The sequence below is a fragment of the Microbacterium sp. MMO-10 genome, assembly GCF_037148715.1.
GTDB lineage: Bacteria > Actinomycetota > Actinomycetes > Actinomycetales > Microbacteriaceae > Microbacterium.
In genome coordinates this window covers 187063-204535 of the sequence record NZ_JBBCSV010000002.1, presented here as the reverse complement: position 1 = coordinate 204535, position 17473 = coordinate 187063, and the positions used below count along the sequence as shown (strand labels likewise).

Here is a 17473-nt window from a genome sequence, read left to right as displayed (position 1 = left end):
TTGCTGCAACGTAGGTTGATTCATCAAAGGAAAAGACCTAGGGTACAAGAATTGGTACAGGAAGCTCCACGTTGTTGCCGCGAACAACGTTCCAGGTAACGCGATGAGGAACACTTGGAAGAACCCCCACTCACTTGACCGGTCTGCAGTTTGCATCGCGCCCCGCTCTTGAGCTCTTTGCAGCCGTCGATGACGAATGGACGATCAACACGCCCCTGCCATTCCTTGACTAGATCTCCCAGCTCGAACTGGGCATGCTCGGGCGCGTTCGTATCAGACTCCGAAGCCGCTGGGCCACAGGACGCTCGGATCGAAGAACTCGCCTTCATCTTCATTGTGGACAAAGGCGCTCGCAACGATATGCCCGAAGTAGCTTCCCGACTGTATTTGATAGCAGATCGCCTTGCCAGACGAATACGATCCAAGGCTCTTCATCACCCCCAGATCACCTACGGCCTCCGACATTACAAGCCCAGGCAGCGAAGCAGCAAGAGATATCGCACGGACGTCCTGGAAAAGGATGTCTATGCGTGTCGAAAAAACTTCGTTCTTTGTGCTTCGCAACAGAAGCCGCCCCATACTTACCGAGTACGCCCAGATCTGAAAATCTCGATCAGGAAGATCAATCAAATATTCGCTCATGGTATGAATGGATTCACTACTAGAAGGCCGTCACGCAAGAAGGCGACATCTGGAAGCCTTCCCATCTGGTACAAGACACTCATTTCCCAGTCGGTTGCTGACCCTGCGCCGGATGCGCCGCGTTGAGCTGCGCCCATTATCTGATTGTACGTCCCAGTCCCTGTCATACCGTCGAGATTCACAGTGAATCTTGTGGACGAGTCCGCAGCGGCCTTTTGCAGCGACTCCATCCACTTCGCGTCCGCCAAGAGAGTACGACCGCCAACGGATCCGGCTACGTCATCCAGCCCCTCACGGAGCCCCAGGACAATATGATCTCCAGGTTTCGAATGCGCCGCCCATGGGTCGGCCCTCTCTTCGAGACACTTAAGGATTGGCGGGCACTTGGGATCCGCGGGGGTCGATACGGCGGGTTGGTTCGCGCGTGCTTGTGCGTCGGCGCGGGCGGTGGACGAGTCCCCACTGAGGGAGAGCAACATGCCAAGGATTGCCAAGACCGCGACTGCTGTACCAGCGGCTGCCGCAGCCTCAGCGGCACCAGCGCCGGCTGCGGCCCAGTCGATCACAGGGATCGCGGGTAACGCGACGGTCGTTATGACTACCGCGGCCACTGGCGTTGGCGCGCGGAGCAACGGAGGCGCCTGCACATTCTGGTTGGGAAGGCTGAAGACCAGTCCGGGTGAGCCGCATCCGCCCGCGTAGGCGCCACAATCATCCAACCTCAGCCCGGTCGGGTCGCTAAAGGTGATCGGGTTGTTGTTGGCGTACGAGTACCCATTCACCTGTTGAGGGCTGTCGGGGTCGCCCACCGGGTCCACCGAGGTGAACTTCCCCAGCACGGGGTCATACGTGCGCGCCCCCACCGTGGTGAGCTTGCTCGATGCGGTCACGGGTTTGCCGAGGAACCCGGTCCCGTCACCCCAGACCCCGCTCGCACCACCGAGAGGGACACCGAACGGATCACGGAAGGTACGCTGCACCACACCCGACGACGGAACCACAGTCGTATCGACAGTGCCGTCCAGGCCCGTGAACACCCACGTCACCGTCGTGCCTGCGGTGCCCGTCTTCGCGGACCGCTGCGCCACTGGCTTCCCATCGAACCCAGAGTATGTGCGTACCCCCGAGGTGACGGTGCTGCCCGCCGACTGCTGAAGCGTCGTATCCCCCACGAACAACGCCGCACCCTCCACCGACGACACCCGCAACAACAAAGACCCATCCGGGCTATACACATTCGACTGCGACGCCGAACCCGTGACGACCTTCGAGACCTTCCCGACCTCGTTGTACGTCAGCGTCTGACCCGGCCGGGTGATCTGATTCCCCGCAGCGTCATACCCATACGACCCCGCACCCAAATCCACCGGCCCCGACACCGAACCCACCCCATGCGGACGCGCCGCCGTCGCAGCCGGATACGTGTACGCCACCGACGAAGCGACCCCCGTCGAAGAGTGATAGCTCAGCCCGGTCCGGTTGCCGGTCTTCGTGTCATAGGTGTAGTCGTTCCACATCGGAGCGATCCCGCCCATCGCCCCCGCCGACGGAACCGTCGCACACGTCGACGACGCATTCGGAGTCCACGCCCGCGTCAACTCCCGCAACCCGTCATACGAATAGCAGGTCTTCTGCGTGCCCGCGGTCGGCAACTCCGACACCACCGTCGACGACGTCACGTTCCCCACCGGGTCCCTCGTGAACGCACGCGACGCGACCGCATGCCCCGCACCGGAGAACTGCGCCACGTCATCGATCGACAGCACTGCCCCCGTCGCCGGGTCATACCCATATGTCGAGTATCCGCCATTCGATCCCGAGAGCCGATTGAACTGCGACAGCTGCCCGATCGGGGTGAACACCGTCCCGCCCAGCACGATGCTCGACCCACGCACCCCGGACAAGCGCCCCCATGCGTCATACGAGTACTTCACCGTCTCCGCAGGCAACCCGCCCATCGACGGCACAGACTTGGCCTGCAAGGATGAATCGTCGTTGTAGTAGAGGTCCGTGGTGTAGCTAGTACCCGCGAACGCCGGAGCCCCCGCCGGAATCGAAAGAGTCGTCTTCGTCGGATTACCCGCGACGTCATACGACCCCACCGTCGTCGAATATGCCTTCCCCGGGGTACCAGGGATCCCCAGCGCCCCCGACCCGGAATCCGTGTACGCCGTCGTCGTGGTCACCAGACCCTTCTTGACCGTGTCATACGTCCACGACGCCAACAGCGGCCCCAGCGTGTCACCCGAGAACATCTTCGTCTTGCGATTCAGCTCGTCATACGTGGTCGTGACCAGCTGTCCGCGCGCATCCGTCGTCGAGGTCATGTTCCCGAGCACGTCATACGTCGCCGACGACACCCCCGAATCGGGATCCTTCTGCCCCACACGATGCCCGAGCAGGTCATACGTCCACGACCAGGCGTTGCCCGCCGGATCCGACATCCCAGTCATCCGCCCGGCGCCGTCGTACCCGTACGTGGTCGCCTGCCCCGTGCCGCTGATCGCCCCGGCCAGATATTGCACCAGCTTCGTCTTCTGCCCGAGCGTATTCGTGAACGTGCTCGTGGCCGTGCCCCCAGAAGGCGGTACCAGATCCACCCGATCCGCACCCGGGTACGCGGTCGTGGTTACCGACCGCACAGCGCCCAGAGTCTTCAACGTGGAGCTCGTCGCGCGGCCGACCGCGTCGTATCCGGTCACCACCTGGGACGGAATGCTGCTCTCGCTCGTCGGCACGAAGTAGCCCGAACCCGGTGCGACCGACGACGTCCAGTAGTCGTTGTCCACGAAATACGCACGCCCGTGATCGTCATAGCTCGTGGACTTCACCACGGTGCCACCGCCGCCGGCGAGGGACTGCGACTGCACGCTGCGCCCAAGACCATCGAAGAGCTCGAAGCTCTCCACCGCCGCGTTCCCGGTGAGCTTCACCGTGCGCACCGTGTTCGGCGCAGTCTGCGACAGCGTGTAGGTGAACCCGAGCGATGCCTGCGACGGGAACGCGGCCTTGGTGTGCAGCGGCAGCCAGACGTTGCTCGTGCGACCCAGCGCATCGACCGTGATCGTCGTCAACGCGCCGTTCGGATCAGTGATCGAGGCTGTCGTGCCCGTCGTCGGCTCGAACGTGGTGGTCGTCGCCCACGAGAACGGCGCGGTGTTCGTCTGCACCGTGCTCAGCAACGGGAAGGTCGCGGCCGGGGTGTACGCCGTCGAGGTCGTGCGTCCGAGCGCATCGGTGGTCACCAGCGCGCGACCCAACGCGTCATAAGTCGTCGAGCCGGTGCCGACCCAGTGCGGTGTCGAACCGGTGTACCGGTCCACGGCCTGCGTCGACGTCGCAAGACCCCGCGTGGCTGCCGCGCCCCACGCGCCCCCGTCGTACGTCGTCTTCACGTCGCTGACCAGATCCTGCGGGAACACCGCCCCGCCCGCATCGGCGCAGGTCTTCGCGACCGTGCGCACCTCGCTCGGCAGCCCGATCACCCAGGCGCTCGTGTTCGGCGCCGCATAGGTCGTGGTCGTGCACCGGCCCGCCGCGTCGGACGGGATGGTCGACACCGTCAACGGATGCCCGTAGGTGCCGTCGAAAGTCGTCCGCGTCTCCAGGGTCCGGTTGCCGCCCGTCGAGAGCGGCTCGGTCAGCACCGTCTTCTTCACACCCGTCAGCCGGGCATCTCTGGTGCCGTCATCGGCCGTCACCGCCGACGCCCATGGCGTGTTCACCTGATCGGACAGGATCGCTCCGCCGACGCCGTTGCGCGTCTTCTGCCGGTGGATCTGCCCGGCGAACCACCGCTCATCTGCGATCGACGTGCCGGTCACATCGACGGACTTCTCCCCGCCGCTGTCGGACGCCCGATCACCGTTCATGCCCTGGTAGTACGTGTACTCGGTCACCTTCTGGGCGGCAGGAGCCGCCGGATCGCCCGAATACACCTCGACCGTGTCGACCCCGGCGAAGACGTTCCACGTGCGCACGTTCGCAACTGTCAACGGAGAGTCGTTGTAGCGCCACTGGGGGGTGCCGTACTCGTAGTCGGTCCTCTGCACCTTGCTGAGCGGACCTCCCGTGCGCGGATCCACCAGCACACTTCTCGCCGGATACTTCTGGAACAGGTCCATCCGGCCGGCCAGGGGGATGTCCGAGTCCGGCACCCACCACTCGGGGAAGCACCAATCCGCATTGTTCGGCAGATCCGCGAGGATCCCCGGCGCCATCGCAGCGGAGCACTGCGGCTCCTGATAGTTCACGCTCACCACCGCGCCCAGGCTCGTCTGGATCGACGAGAGCCGCCACTTGTCCAAGGGGGCAAGACCATCGGCCACCTTCACCCGGTTCTGCATCGTCACCCCCTGGAAGATCGTCGCCGGTTCGGTGACCGCCGACTGCCCCACCGCCGTGCCGGTACGCTGCACATCGGTCAGCCACAACGCCGCCGATGTGCCGTCGCCGGGATCCGGGAACGACTGCGACAGCGCCCACGAGTTGACCGTCGAGTACGAACTCGAGACCAGAGCCTGCGTCGCCACCGTGGTCAGGCGCGCGTTCGTGAAGAAGCTCGGTGCGATCTGCGACGCGGAGCACGAGACACCCGTGCACAGCCGATCCCACGGCACGTCCGGATACGCCCCCGGATCCTCCGGCTCGGCCACGTCGTCGAGGCTTCCCGTGGAGCAGGTCTCCCCCGTGTCGTCGTTGCAGCGGCCCCAAGGGTCGTACGAGAACAGGACTCGATAGCCGGCGGCCTTCGTGCCGTAGACGTTGCTCGCCCGCAGCCCGTAGTCGATCCGCACCAGCGCGCCGCCGCGCTGATACTCCGTCGCGCCCGATCCGCCCTGCGCGTACTGGTTCGACTCGGCGGAGTAGTACAGCGCCTCGGCGTTGCCATGCACATCGACGATGTAGTCGAGATTCCACCGCCACGCCTGCATGCAGGAGGATGCGGCGAACGTCGCCTCGTGACAAGGCTCTCCCGGATCATTGCCGTACACCGGGACCGTGAACACCGAGTCCGTCATCGTCTTCCCCGGTGACCAGCCCGGGAGTCGGTTCAGCCCGAAGAAGTACTGTGTGCCGTCTGTCGTCGTCATCTTCCAGCAGTCCGTGGCATCAGTGCCGTTCTCTGCGCACCCGTCTCCGGTGCCGCTCAGATGCTCGAACCGGGTCCCATCGTCGCGCTCCAGGCGCCAGACGCCGGCCTCCTCGTCCTCGACCAGAGGTCCAGCGTGTCCGGCGAAAGACACCGTCGCGTTCTCCGAGGTCCAGCAGAGATCTCCGGACGTGGCCACCGCGCCGGTCTCCCCGTCGTCCTTCGCACAGGGCACATACCGGCGCTCGATGAACCCCGACCCCATCAGATCCCACCCCTCGCCGACCGCGGATGGCTGGTTGTTGGTCGATCCGGTCTCGCCATCCACCGACTGCGAGTTGTACGACAGGCCCACCTTCGGCGCCGGGCCCGCACCGGGCACGGGAACCGGCATATCGTAGGTCCACGTGAACGCGCCGGTCTGACCGCTCACGTCCCAGGCCGACGATGACTTCAACGGCGTCGCGCTGAAGTCCCCCGTCCCCGCCGTCGAGGTCGTCGTCGTCATCGCAGCGAGCAGCATCGGCTGGGCTCCGACGACGGGAGTCAGTACCGTCGCCTCCCCGCTGTGCGCGCTCGCAACGGGAATCGGGTTGCTCTTGCGGCTTTTCACGTCAGTCGTGCGCTTCCCCGTGTCGTCCGGGACCTGGACCCACCGGATACGGGAGGCGTAGTCGGCTCCGAAGCGCGACACCAGATCATCAGGGATCGACACGGCGACCGGCTGCGCAGTCTGGGCACCCGCACGCACGAGCGAGACGACCACGCCGTCGAACCCTGCGGCCGTGGCCTGCTTCTCGCTCAGCACGCCTGCCTCGACCACGTCCGCTGCACCTTCCGCCCCATCGACAGGCGCCGTCGGTGTCGTGGACGGAACCGGTGTCTCCGTCGGGGACGGACTGAGCTCCGGAGACGGCGACGGGGACGGCGCGGGAGTCGAGGACGGCATCTCGGTCGGCGCCGGCGACGGCGCTGTCTTCGCGCCAACTGTCGCGTCGCCCGACATCTCGGCATCGGGCGACGCCGCCGAGATGCGGATCCCCGAGCCGCCCAGCGACTGCCATTCCCCGACCACCGCCGCCGGCGTACTCCCGTCCTTCCCGACCGTGACGAGAGACACGCTCCGCTTCCGCGACAGCCCTCCCTCGTCGGTTTTCAAAAGCGGCAACGAGACGGGCTCCGCCGCCACGGCCTCCACCGGCTTCACCTCGGGCACCGGCACGCTCGACGACGACGACGCGCCCGCTGTGCCCGGCACCTCGACCGCCACCGAGCCGGGCACCGGGTCTCCGAAGTCGGGGACCGGTGCGGACAGCTCCTTCGCCTGTACGGTTCCGGGGAAGGCGAGCAGCAGTCCAGCGATCAGCGAGACCACGGTCGCCCCGACCGGCCACCCCCGCCGGCGCATCGTCATCGTCCGCGAAGACTTCTTCGTCATCATCGTCCTGTCCTTCGACTCACTCCGTGAACGGCAGCGAGAACGCCGCCAACTGCGCCAACTGGCCCTGGGCGATCACCGCGGGCAGCATGGCCGGGTTCGCCACGAGACCCGAGAATCGGTTCGCCGCGGGCGGCGGCCCCAGCACCAGCGGCCCGTTCGCGCTCCAGTCGCCCGAGCCCACCACATGCCCGACCGCCCCCACGGGAACCATCGAGGTGCCGATCAGCAGCCGCAGCTGCTGGTTGGCCGCGTCCCAGACGCCCGTGACCAGCTGCCACGTCCCCGCCTTGACCGTGCCACCCGCAGCGCAGTTGCTGACCGGCCGCCCGTTGTCATCCGCAGCGGGCGCACCCGTGAGGCAGAACGAGTAGTTCCCCGTGCTGAGAACCTTCAGCTGCACCGAACCCCGTCCCGTACCTGCCTGCTGCGCGATGATCTGGTCCGCTGAGGGGACCGCAGTCATCTTCACCCACATGCTGAGCGAGAAGCTGTTCGTCGCGTTCACCGGGGCCGCGCTCGTGGCGATCGCATCGCTGTTGGACGTCAACGGCCCGGTCTTGAGCACCGGCGACGACCCCGGGGGATCGATCGGATCCGTGGTGGTCGTATCGGCCGCCGCGGGGATCAGCAGGTCGACTGCTCCCGCTCCGATCCACGGGTTCGCGTCGGGCACGGTGCTCGGCAGCGGAGAGGTCATCGCCGTGACCTGCCATTCATGCCCGGCGTCCACGTTCGCAGCCATCGCGGGGTTCGACACCGATGAGTACAGCGCCAGCCCCGTCGCCGCCGACTGATTGCCCGCCTTGTCATAGGCGGAGACCCACAGTGTAGACAGGCCGTCCAGCGGCGCCGGCATCACCGTCACCGCGGTGGCGCCGGCACTGCACGCCCATCGCACGTTCGCCCTGACCCGCCCGTTGCAGTCCGGCCGCGCGACTGTCGTCGATACCGTCCCATCGACCGGCACCGCGGGTGCGGGGCTCGTCAACTTCGACGGTGCAACCCAGTACACGTACCCGGCGACGTCCGACGCACCGGACAACGACACGTTCACCGGGGCGCCCACCGTGAACGACGACGCCGTGGTCGACACCGTCGGCACCGGCGGACTCGTGGTGTCGACCGTGAAGTAGCACCACGGCGTGTACCCCACCCCGTCCGCCATCCAATCACTGCCGATCGCGCGCCATGCGTAGGTCACGCCCTCCGTCAGCCCGGTGAACGTCGCCGAGCGCGGCCCCTGGGCCAGCAGACCCGACGCGTGCTCCTGGACGACCTTGTTCAACTTGGATGCTTTGACGAGGTCGAAGTTCGTGTCGACGTTGCCCGGATCCGGATCGGTCTGATCGACCTGCACCGTCACGCTCGTCGCGCTGACCGCCGCCGGCACGGCCGCCGTCCCGCACACCGCCGCCGGGGAGATCATCCGCGGGTCCGTCGGCACGTCGGGCGGGTTGTTGTACTCGACGATCAGCGTCGCGTCACGGCTGAAGTGCTTGCGCGACATGCCGTCCTCGCCCGTGAAGCCGAAATGCACCCATTCCGCACCGGTGTCCACGATCGCCGCGACCTCGTCGGTCATCGTCCACCCGAGCGGTGTCGGCCCTGCCCCGCAGCCCGCGCCCTGCTTCGACTCGATCGTCCCCGACCACCACATGTCGCCGGACTGCTTCCACGCCTGCTCCTGGTTCCAGGTGTAACCCGGCGTGAAGATCGTCACGTAGTGACTGCTGATCCATCCCGGCGGGCAGGCGGCGGTCGCCACCTGCGTCGTGTTCAGCACCGCGTCCAGCACATCCGAACCCTCGAGGTCCAGCGGGAACTCGAAGAACATGTCCGACCGATACGGTGCGTAGTTGCCCACCCGCAGCACATCCGAGGCGCCCGCCGTCAGGTACGACGCGTTCGGATACGCCGCGTCCGTGTACCAGGAGTCCGACATGCCGGTGCTCCAGTCCGGATCCACGAAGAGCGGATACACCAGATCCTTCGCGCTGCCGGTCTCCGCCTGGGCGACCGACGAGCCGACGTCCATCGTCAGCTGGTCCTCCGCGAGACGGTGCGACACCGGCGCCGGCGGTGCCTCCTCCCCCGGCTCGCGATAGGTCCCCCCGCCGGACGAGTCCCACCACAGCGGCTGCGCGGCGATCAACGACGACCCGTCGTCCGCGGTCGCCGCGACACGGCCCTGGTCGGGACTCGTGAGCTCTGCGCCGTCGACGGCGATCTGCAGGGACGCCAGGCCGCTGCTCTTCGCCGCCTCAGCCGACTTCACGACGTAGATCGACGCCATGCCGGTCTTGGTGGCGACGAGCTTCAGGTCCACACCCGGCATGACCTCCGGATACGTCGCCGTGTCGCCCTGGACCACCGGCGCGGGCAGCGTCCCGAACTTCGACGACTCCGACACCCACTCGCCCGATGCCGTGCGCGTCTGCGCCATCAGCTCCGAGCCGCCCGGCGAGAACCGCACCTGCGCCGCCGACGCTGTCGGAACCCACCAGTCGCCCTCTGCGACGAGATCGGTGTCCACCGGAACCCACTGATCACCCTGCTGCACCCGCACCGGACGCGTCGAAAGCTCTCGGCGCATCCGGCCGTCGGGCAGGGCCGTGGTCAGCTCCGTCGGCGTCGTCAGCTCATCCACCACCACCGGCGATCCCGACGCCACGGCCCGCTGCAGTGCGGCAGCCTGGGGCGCCCGCTGGGGTGCCGCGCTCTGCGAGGCCGCCCCGCCGCCACCGCTGTGACCCGCCACCTGGCTCGCCGACACGCTCGTCACCGCCCCCGCGCCCGGTGCGACACCCGCCCCCAGACCGAAAACGACCGCGACGATAGAAAGACCCCGAACAAGACGCATGCGTCCCCCCAGTTCCGCCTCACGCGGAATCACGCTCACGACCGGCGCCATCGCCGACCGACTGCGCATCAAGCTAGCCCATCAGCCAACTCAAAGGGAACACCCAGTCAAAAGATAGTCACGCAAACGGTCGAAACGCCGCTCGCGCGTGGCCAGTCAGCCTGCGACGAGCGTCGGCGTCCCGGCTTCGAACTCGGTGAGGTCTCCGGTCTCGCCCAGGCGGTGCGCACGCCGTCCGACGACGAGCATGTACGCGAGGAACACGGCCAGCGCGAGCGCGCCGATGCCGATCTTCACGGGCCAGGGCAGGCCCCAGCCGGTCACGAACCCTTCGACGAGCCCGGAGAGACCGAGCGCGAAGACGAGACCGATCGCGACCGTCGCCAGGGAGCGCCCGGCGGCCGCGAGCGCCGCGCCTCTGCTGCGCGCGCCCGGCACCATCCAGGCCCAGAAGATGTGCAGACCGCCGGCGGCCGCGACGAAGATGCAGGTCAGCTCGAGCATGCCGTGCGGCAGCAGGTAGAGCACCACGACGTCGCCGCGACCGTAGGCGAACATGATCCCGACGGCGAGGCCGACGTTCACGGCGTTCTGCATGAGCACCATGATCGGCCAGATGCCGGTGATCCCCAGAAGGACGCACTGCGCGGCGATCCACGCGTTGTTCGTCCACACCATGCCGGCGAACTCCGCCGCCGGGTTCTCCGTGTAGTAGTCGGTGAACGCGTGCTCCGTGTAGTACCGCAGGTCGGCCTGGGATCCGAGCGCTGCGACGAGCGCCGGATCCGAGCCGATCCAGATCGCCACGCCGACGATCACGGCGAGGCTGGCGAGCGCGATGACCAGGGTGGTCCACCGCAGGCCGTACAGGGCCGCGGGGAGCTGCCGGGTGAAGAAGCGCCCGGTCTGGCGCAGCACGTTGTCGCTCTGCCCGGTGAGCCGCAGCCGCGCACGGGCGAGGATCGTGGAGACGTGTGCGCTCTGCGGGGAGGACCCGACCGAGCTGCGCAGGTCGGCGAGATCCGCGGAGGCCGCGCGGTAGCGCGTGATCAGCTCGTCGATGCCCGCACCGTCGAGGCGCTGCCGGCTGAGTTCGTCCAGGCGCGCCCACTCTCGGCTCCTGGCATCGGCGAGTGCGTCGGCGTCCACCTGCTTTACTGTACTCATGTCGGATGCCAGCGCCCCGAACCCGGGGGCGAACGCGCATTCAGCGGCCATCGACCACGATGACGAGGTGCTGTCCGGCGAGGCCGTCGCGATCGAGGTGCAGCCGGTCGGGCTCTTCTTCCGGGCCCTGGGCGCGCTGATCGACGGCGCGCTGTGCTGGGCGATCTACATCGGCTACATCGTCGTGCGGTTCTGGCTGCTCGCCGCGCTCGCGGATCCCGCCCTCGACCGGATCCTGGGCGTGCTGGCACTGGTCACCGCGTTCGTCATCGTGCCGTGCGCCGTCGAGACTCTCAGTCACGGGCGCAGCCTCGGCAAGCTCGCGGTCGGCGGCCGGATCGTGCGCGTGGACGGGGGCGCCTCCGGATTCCGGCACGCGCTCATCCGGGCGCTCCTCGGCGTCTTCGAGCTCTATCTGACCTTCGGAGCCGTGGCGTTCCTCACCGCGGCGTTCACGGCGCGGTCCCAGCGCCTCGGCGACCTCGTCGCCGGCACCTACAGCCAGAAGGTGCGCACCCCGAGACTCGCCCCGCGGCCGATCCTCATGCCCGCCGGGCTCGAAGCCTGGGCGGCGATCGCCGATGTCGCCCGGATGCCCGATCGACTCGCCCGACGCATCTCGCAGTTCCTCGACAGCGCACCGCAGCTGCTGCCCGCCGCACGCGCCAGGATCGCGCACGAGCTGCTGACCGAGGCATCGGCCTACATCTCCCCGATCCCCGCCGCACCGCCCGAGATCGTCCTCATCGCCGCCACCGTGCTGCGCCGGGACCGCGAGACCCGCGCCCTGCGGATCGCCGACGAGCGCGTGCAGAAGCTCAGCGGAGTGCGCGTCGGCGTCTGAGGCGATCGAGGATCCAGATCCTTCGTTCCGGGATCTCAGCGCCCGTCGCCCTGGACCGGCCCGTCAGGCCTGCAGCGTCTCGTGACGCACGACGATCCATCCGGACGGGACCGAGAGACGTTCGGCATGGATCGCGCACAGGTCGTGCGCATGCGGGTCGTTCTCGACGCCGAGCGGGCCGACGGCCGCCATCTGGTCGCCGTAGTCGTAGGTGAGGGTCGCCACGGCCTCGCGTGCGCAGCCCACCTTGGAGCAGAGTCGTCCGTACATCCCCTTCAGAGTAGCCGTGGGGCTCCCCGGCGCCGCTTAGACTTGCCGCATGCGCCGTCTCCGTGGATCCCGCCGCACCGCGGCCGTCCCGCGTCGCGGCGACCGGCACGGCAGGCACGGCCGCCTCGGACGCAGCTCCGTGGTGCGCCCGCCCCTGCCGCCCCTGGACGGACGCCTCGACACCTTCGACCTGCACGTCGGCTCGGCCGTGGAGCTGCTGCGTTCGATGTGGCCCGATCTGCGTCCGGTGCGCATCGAGATCGCCGCGATGCCCGCGCACTCCGACCCCGACGGCCTCCCGCGCTGGCTGGTCGACACCGCGGCGCAGCGCATCGTGCTCTTCCGCGTACCCATCGAGCGGCTGCTCGAACCCGGCCACGACGACGCGGCCCACCGCCGCCTCGCGATCGAGGGCGCGGTCTTCCGCGCCGCGGCCCAGTACATCGGCCGCGAGCCCTGGGAGATGGACCAGCGCGGCTTCGACGCGGACGAGTGACGGCGCGTTCCCGGAATCCGGGTCCGCGCTTCCGTGCCTGCGACGCCTACCGCTGATACACGGTGATCGGCGCCGCCGCGGCGTCTGACGCCCACACCGGGTATCCCGCAAGCAGCCCGATCCCCGAGTAGACGACCGCCGCGCGCACGGCCGTCGGAGACGACAGCGTGTACACCGCCGAGGCGCCGAGCGACACCGTGGCCGCACCGCCCGCCTTCAGCGCGACGCGCTGCGATGCACCGCCGTCGATGGGCGCGACCTCGACGGTCGCCGGCTGGTCGGACGCGTTCTGCAGGTGCAGCTGCGGCGAGGGGCCGTCGGCCACGGCGAACGCCGTCTCCCCGGTGATCACCGGGGCCGGCGTCATCCAGGCGAAGTCCGAGCCCTTGACGAAGCCCGTGCTCTGCCACGCCGCCGCGACGACCGGCGAGGTCGCCTTGACGTCGATCGCGTACAGCCCGGGCTTCAGCGCCGAGAAGTTCACGGATCCCACCTGGCCCGCTGTGAGCTTCACCGTCTTCGGTTCCCCCACCTTGGATCCGTCCGCGGCGCTGCGCGGCTGCAGGGTCACGGTGGCGTCGGCATCCGGGGCAAGCAGGCGCACGGCCGTGGACGCGTTGTCGTCGTCATCGGATCCGACGACGGCGCGCACGCCCAGGAGCGAGAACTGCGGGAGCGGCTGGGCGATCGCATCCTGCACATCGATGCCGACCGGATCCAGCGTGCGGATCAGGCTCGACTGCAGGGCCGCGCGCACCGCCGCACCGCTCGAGGTCACCTTCACGACGGGGCTGCTCTCGCCCGCCGATCCGGCGACCAGCGGCACGGTCGCCTGCGTTCCCGGCGCCACCACGAGCTCGGAGGAATGCGTGCCCCCCTGGGACCCGTACTCGGTGAAGACCACGTTCGCCGTCACGGTGCCCGGGTTCGCGATCATCAGGATGTCGCTCGAGCCGGTCGTGCCGGCTCCGCCGACGATCCACGACTCCATGCTCGGCGGGCGGCACGCGGAGGCGGCGAACCCCGAGAGGTCATCGGCGCTCACGGTCAGCGACTGGGCCGCCGCGGCCAGGGCGGGCTTGCGGCCGTCCGGCGGCGCGCTGAACCCCGGGGCGGAGCCGCCGTTCAGCACCTCGGGCATGCCGAGCTGCATCGTCGTGAGTGCGGAGCCCGCCGTGCCGCTGACGAGCCGCGGCGTCGCCGCGACGCTCAACTGCGACGCCTGGGTCGCGTCGCGGCCCAGCGCGAGGAAGGATCCGGTGCAGCTGAGCAGCGTGTCGCCGGCGACCGGAGTGATCGTCGCGTGCGCGGGGGTGCGCTCGAGGGTCGGCCACATCGTCGGAACCGCGAAGGCTGCGCCGGCGACGCACGCGGCGGAGACCGCCACGCCGGCGATCAGGCGGGCGCCGGTGGCGACGACTCGCGTGGACGTCTTGCTGCTCATCGTTCCTCGGCCTCCTTCGCGGGCGCGGATTCCTGTTCGAGGGGCGCGGCGCTCTCGTGCTCCGTCGGCGCTGCGGAGTCACCCCCCGCGTCGGCGGCGGGGGCACTCGGCTGCGTCTTCGAGGCGTCCGCCGTCGGATCTTCCGGGACCTGCGCCTCCGCTTCGATCGCGGCACTCGTCGCCTCGGGCGCGGGATCGGCCGCGGTCTCCGGTGCAGGGGCGGCGGCCGGCTCCGTCTCCGGCGCGGAGGCCGTCTCCGGAGCCGCAGCGGTCGAGGTCTCCAGCGCGGACACAGGGATCACGAGCGACGGAGCCGCGGCCTTGGCCTTCCGGGACGGGCGCGCCTTCCGTTCGCGTTCGGGCTTGACGGGGCGCGGCGCGCGCTCCGGGAGCACGCCCACCGCGCGCGGAACCGCGCGCGCGGCGCGGCGCGAGGCCCGGGTCGGGATCGAGAGCAGCAGGGCCGCGAGCAGCACGATGAGCTCCACCGTGACCACCAGCTGCGCCGTGGCCCGCTGACCGACGCTCGGCCCGGGCCGCGCCGCCGGCTCCGCCTCCATGCGCCAGAGCACTCCGCGGGGGGTCTCCCCCACGCGGACGAACCCGGCACGCTGATCCAGGGCCGTCGCCGACTGCAGCCGCAGCGAGCGCGCCGCCGAGGTCTCCTTCCCCTGGGCCGGCTCCAGGAGCACGAAGCGCACTCCGAGAGCTCCGAGCGCCTTCGGGGCGTCGAACTGCCGCGCCGACACCAGATCGACCGAGAGCTCGGTGAGGTCGGCGCCCTGCGGGGTGTCCGCCGTGGTGATCATGGTGGCCTGGGCTCCGAGCGTCGCGCTCTCGCCCCAGACGACGGTGGTGGCGAGCTCGCCGCCGGGCTGAGCGGTGAGCACCAGGGTGCCCAGCTCCCGATCGGCGCGCGCCTGCGCGTTCACATAAGCGGGCAGGGTGGTCAGTTCGCCGCGGTGGATCGCCGCCTGACCCGTGACCAGCGCGACCCCGGTCGGCACGGCGCACACCACGATCCCGGCGACCGTCACGGCGACGGCGAGGCCGCGCCACAGCGGGCGGGTGATGGCGCAGTCCAGCGTGACGAGCGCGCCGCCGAGCGCGCCGATCCAGGCGAGGCTGAGGGCGGATCCGGGCCAGATCGGCACGGTCTGGGACTGTGCGAACGCGACCGCGATGCCGACCACGCCGAAGGCCGTCGCGAGCCCCGAGGCCGCGACGAGCAGGGAGCCGACCCCGACGCTCCAGCGCCGGGTGATCGTCGAGACCAGTGCGAGCAGGCCGAGCGGCGCCGCGAGCCAGAGGACCCAGGGGGCGCCGCCCTGCACATGCAGCAGCGCGGGCCAGCCGGCCTCGTCCATCGTCGGCAGCCCGCCGAGGAGCGCCAGCCGCCCGGCCGGATCCGCCGCCGCCTGCGGCGCCGCGACGATCGCACCGGGGTCGGACAGCAGCGCCCACAGAGAGCCGCGCGTCGCCTGCCAGATGGCGAGGGGTGCGAACACCACGACGGCGGGGACGAGGATCCACACCATGCGGACCGCTCCGCGCACGGACCGCCGGGCGAGCAGCCATACGATCCCGATCAGCCACAGCAGCACGAACGCGGGAGCGAGCGAGGGAGAGCAGGCGAGGCTCGCGGCGGTCACCAGCGATGCGGCCCCCGCCGCACCCCAGGAGCGGTGCGCCGCCAGCGCGGTGTGGAACACCCAGGGCAGCAGCAGGTGCAGCAGCACGGCGGCGGGACGCCCCTCGGACAGCGCGATGAGGAACGTCGGCGCCAGCGCCCACACCGCTCCGGCGAGGATCCGCAGCCCCGCACGATCGGTGATGCGCGTCGCGGCGAACCAGCCGCCGAGCATCGCGAGCGGAAGTGCGGCGACCCAGAGCAGCACGAGCGCATACGAGGGCGCACCCGGCCAGAGCGAGCCGAGCACGGCGAGCACGCCGGAGAACGGATCCGCGGGGCCGACCACGTCGACCCCGAAACCGCGCTGTCCGTAGGCGGCGTCGCGCCACAGCGCCGCGACGGTCTGCCGCATCGGCAGCAGCGCACCGCCGCCCAGGGCGGGCCATGCAAGGAGCGAGACGAACAGCGCCACCCCGGCCACCAGAGCGGCCAGCACCGCCCACGCTCCACCCCCGGAGAAGAAGCCCAGCTCCTCGTGCACGCCGGCGTCCGTGCCGTGGCCGTCGTCGAGGCGCTCGCGCAGCTGCGCCCGTGTCGTGCGCAGCGGTGCGATGCTCGCCCAGCTCGCGCTGCGGCTCGCGCGGATCGCCCGCCGGGAACGCGCCACCGCCGAGCCCGAGACCATCGCCACGCCGGCTGCCCCCCATTCCGGCAGCACCGCTGCGGGACGCTTGCCGGTGAGGTGGGTGATCGAACGCCAGAGCGCGAGCGGCAGCAGCGAGAGCCAGTGCAGCGGCACGGCGACCGCGGGGGCGTAGCTCAGCCGCCGGTGCAGCTGCGCACGCCGTCGGGCGAACGCGTCCGACGCGGTCCCCTCGCCGCCGGCGTCGTCGACCGCGATGCGCGCGCCCGCAGCCAGGACGATGCGCCCGCCGGCCAGGCGGGCGCGGATGCCGAGGTCGAGCCCTTCGTCGCGACCGCCCAGGCCGGGATCGGGCCGGAGCCCCCGACCGGCGCGCACCAGCAGGCCTCGCACATCCGCTCCGAGCGTGTCGTCCTGGCCGTCGAGCTGGCCCTGGTCGAGCTCGCCCCGCGCGGGATCGACCGCGCGACCGAGGCGGGTCATGCTCTGCCCGAACGAGGCGATGCGATGCTCGTCCACGTCGCTGAGCAGCTTGGGCGCCGCGATCGATGCGGCGGGCGAGCGCTCCAGCGCTCCGGCGAGCTGCTCCAGCGCCGCGGGGGCGGGCGCGCAGTCCTCGGTGAGGATCCAGAGCGCGGCGTCATCCGCCACACGAGGGAGCGCCAGCGCCACGGCCGCGGCGAGCGTGGTGGAGGCCCTCGTCTCGATGACGGCCTCTGCGGCCTGCGCGACGCGGGCGCTGCCGCGCAGCGCCGTGGAGGAACCGCAGGCGACGATCGTCAGCGCATCCGGCTGGCGGGTCTGCGCGGCGAGCGCATCGAGGGCGCGCAGCAGGCGCGCCAGGGAGGTCGACCCCGAACGGGCGACGAGGACGGCGTGTACTCGGGCAGACATGACGGGGTCAGCCTAAGCGGGAGGACCGGACGGATCGGCTACCGGCT

9 protein-coding genes are annotated in these 17473 nt (G+C 69.7%); 2 read left to right on the top strand and 7 right to left on the bottom strand.

All coding sequences use genetic code 11. The annotated features are described in order from the left end of the window. Positions 1-273: 273 nt before the first annotated feature. From WFJ17_RS05365 to WFJ17_RS05350, 4 genes are all read right to left on the bottom strand, one after another. Positions 274-642, bottom strand: a complete 369-nt coding sequence (locus WFJ17_RS05365) for a hypothetical protein (protein ID WP_336647864.1) — start codon at positions 640-642, stop codon at positions 274-276. After that, on the bottom strand, positions 639-7175 hold the full coding sequence (locus WFJ17_RS05360) for an RHS repeat domain-containing protein (protein ID WP_251444996.1): 6537 nt from the start codon (positions 7173-7175) through the stop codon (positions 639-641). Before WFJ17_RS05360 ends, WFJ17_RS05365 begins: the two co-directional genes overlap by 4 nt. Before the next feature lie 16 nt (positions 7176-7191). Next, positions 7192-9948: a LamG-like jellyroll fold domain-containing protein gene (locus WFJ17_RS05355; protein WP_336647863.1), complete on the bottom strand. Its 2757-nt coding sequence runs from the start codon at positions 9946-9948 to the stop codon at positions 7192-7194. A 243-nt stretch (positions 9949-10191) separates the two neighbouring features. Beyond that, positions 10192-11184 carry a stage II sporulation protein M gene (locus WFJ17_RS05350; RefSeq protein ID WP_336647862.1) on the bottom strand — a complete coding sequence of 331 codons (993 nt, stop codon included), beginning with the start codon at positions 11182-11184 and terminating at the stop codon, positions 10192-10194. Positions 11185-11200: 16 nt separating this feature from the next. Between WFJ17_RS05350 and WFJ17_RS05345 the strand changes: the two genes are divergently transcribed. Beyond that, complete coding sequence (locus tag WFJ17_RS05345) at positions 11201-12046, top strand: RDD family protein (protein WP_251445008.1); 846 nt, start codon at positions 11201-11203, stop codon at positions 12044-12046. A 63-nt stretch (positions 12047-12109) separates the two neighbouring features. Here WFJ17_RS05345 and WFJ17_RS05340 read toward each other — a convergent pair whose 3' ends face one another. Further along, complete coding sequence (locus WFJ17_RS05340; RefSeq protein ID WP_251445011.1) at positions 12110-12316, bottom strand: DUF3499 family protein; 207 nt, start codon at positions 12314-12316, stop codon at positions 12110-12112. A 49-nt stretch (positions 12317-12365) separates the two neighbouring features. On the opposite strand from WFJ17_RS05340, the gene WFJ17_RS05335 reads away from it, so the two are divergent. Beyond that, complete coding sequence (locus WFJ17_RS05335; RefSeq protein WP_285814262.1) at positions 12366-12812, top strand: hypothetical protein; 447 nt, start codon at positions 12366-12368, stop codon at positions 12810-12812. Positions 12813-12858: 46 nt separating this feature from the next. Here the strand turns inward: WFJ17_RS05335 and WFJ17_RS05330 are convergent, their stop codons facing one another. Further along, complete coding sequence (locus WFJ17_RS05330) at positions 12859-14256, bottom strand: DUF5719 family protein (protein ID WP_251445014.1); 1398 nt, start codon at positions 14254-14256, stop codon at positions 12859-12861. Continuing rightward, positions 14253-17426 (bottom strand): glycosyl transferase, encoded by a 3174-nt coding sequence (locus WFJ17_RS05325; protein WP_251445017.1) that lies wholly within the window; start codon positions 17424-17426, stop codon positions 14253-14255. The genes WFJ17_RS05330 and WFJ17_RS05325 overlap by 4 nt, the downstream gene beginning before the upstream one ends. Positions 17427-17473: the final 47 nt, after the last annotated feature.

Excerpts from the sequence above, each read along its gene's own strand:
- WFJ17_RS05325 (WP_251445017.1), bottom strand. The coding sequence starts at position 17,426 with ATGTCTGCCCGAGTACACGCCGTCCTCGTCGCCCGTTCGGGGTCGACC.
- WFJ17_RS05345 (WP_251445008.1), top strand. The coding sequence starts at position 11,201 with ATGTCGGATGCCAGCGCCCCGAACCCGGGGGCGAACGCGCATTCAGCG.
- WFJ17_RS05360 (WP_251444996.1), bottom strand. The coding sequence starts at position 7,175 with ATGATGACGAAGAAGTCTTCGCGGACGATGACGATGCGCCGGCGGGGG.
- WFJ17_RS05365 (WP_336647864.1), bottom strand. The coding sequence starts at position 642 with ATGAGCGAATATTTGATTGATCTTCCTGATCGAGATTTTCAGATCTGG.
- WFJ17_RS05335 (WP_285814262.1), top strand. The coding sequence starts at position 12,366 with ATGCGCCGTCTCCGTGGATCCCGCCGCACCGCGGCCGTCCCGCGTCGC.
- WFJ17_RS05340 (WP_251445011.1), bottom strand. The coding sequence starts at position 12,316 with ATGTACGGACGACTCTGCTCCAAGGTGGGCTGCGCACGCGAGGCCGTG.
- WFJ17_RS05330 (WP_251445014.1), bottom strand. The coding sequence starts at position 14,256 with ATGAGCAGCAAGACGTCCACGCGAGTCGTCGCCACCGGCGCCCGCCTG.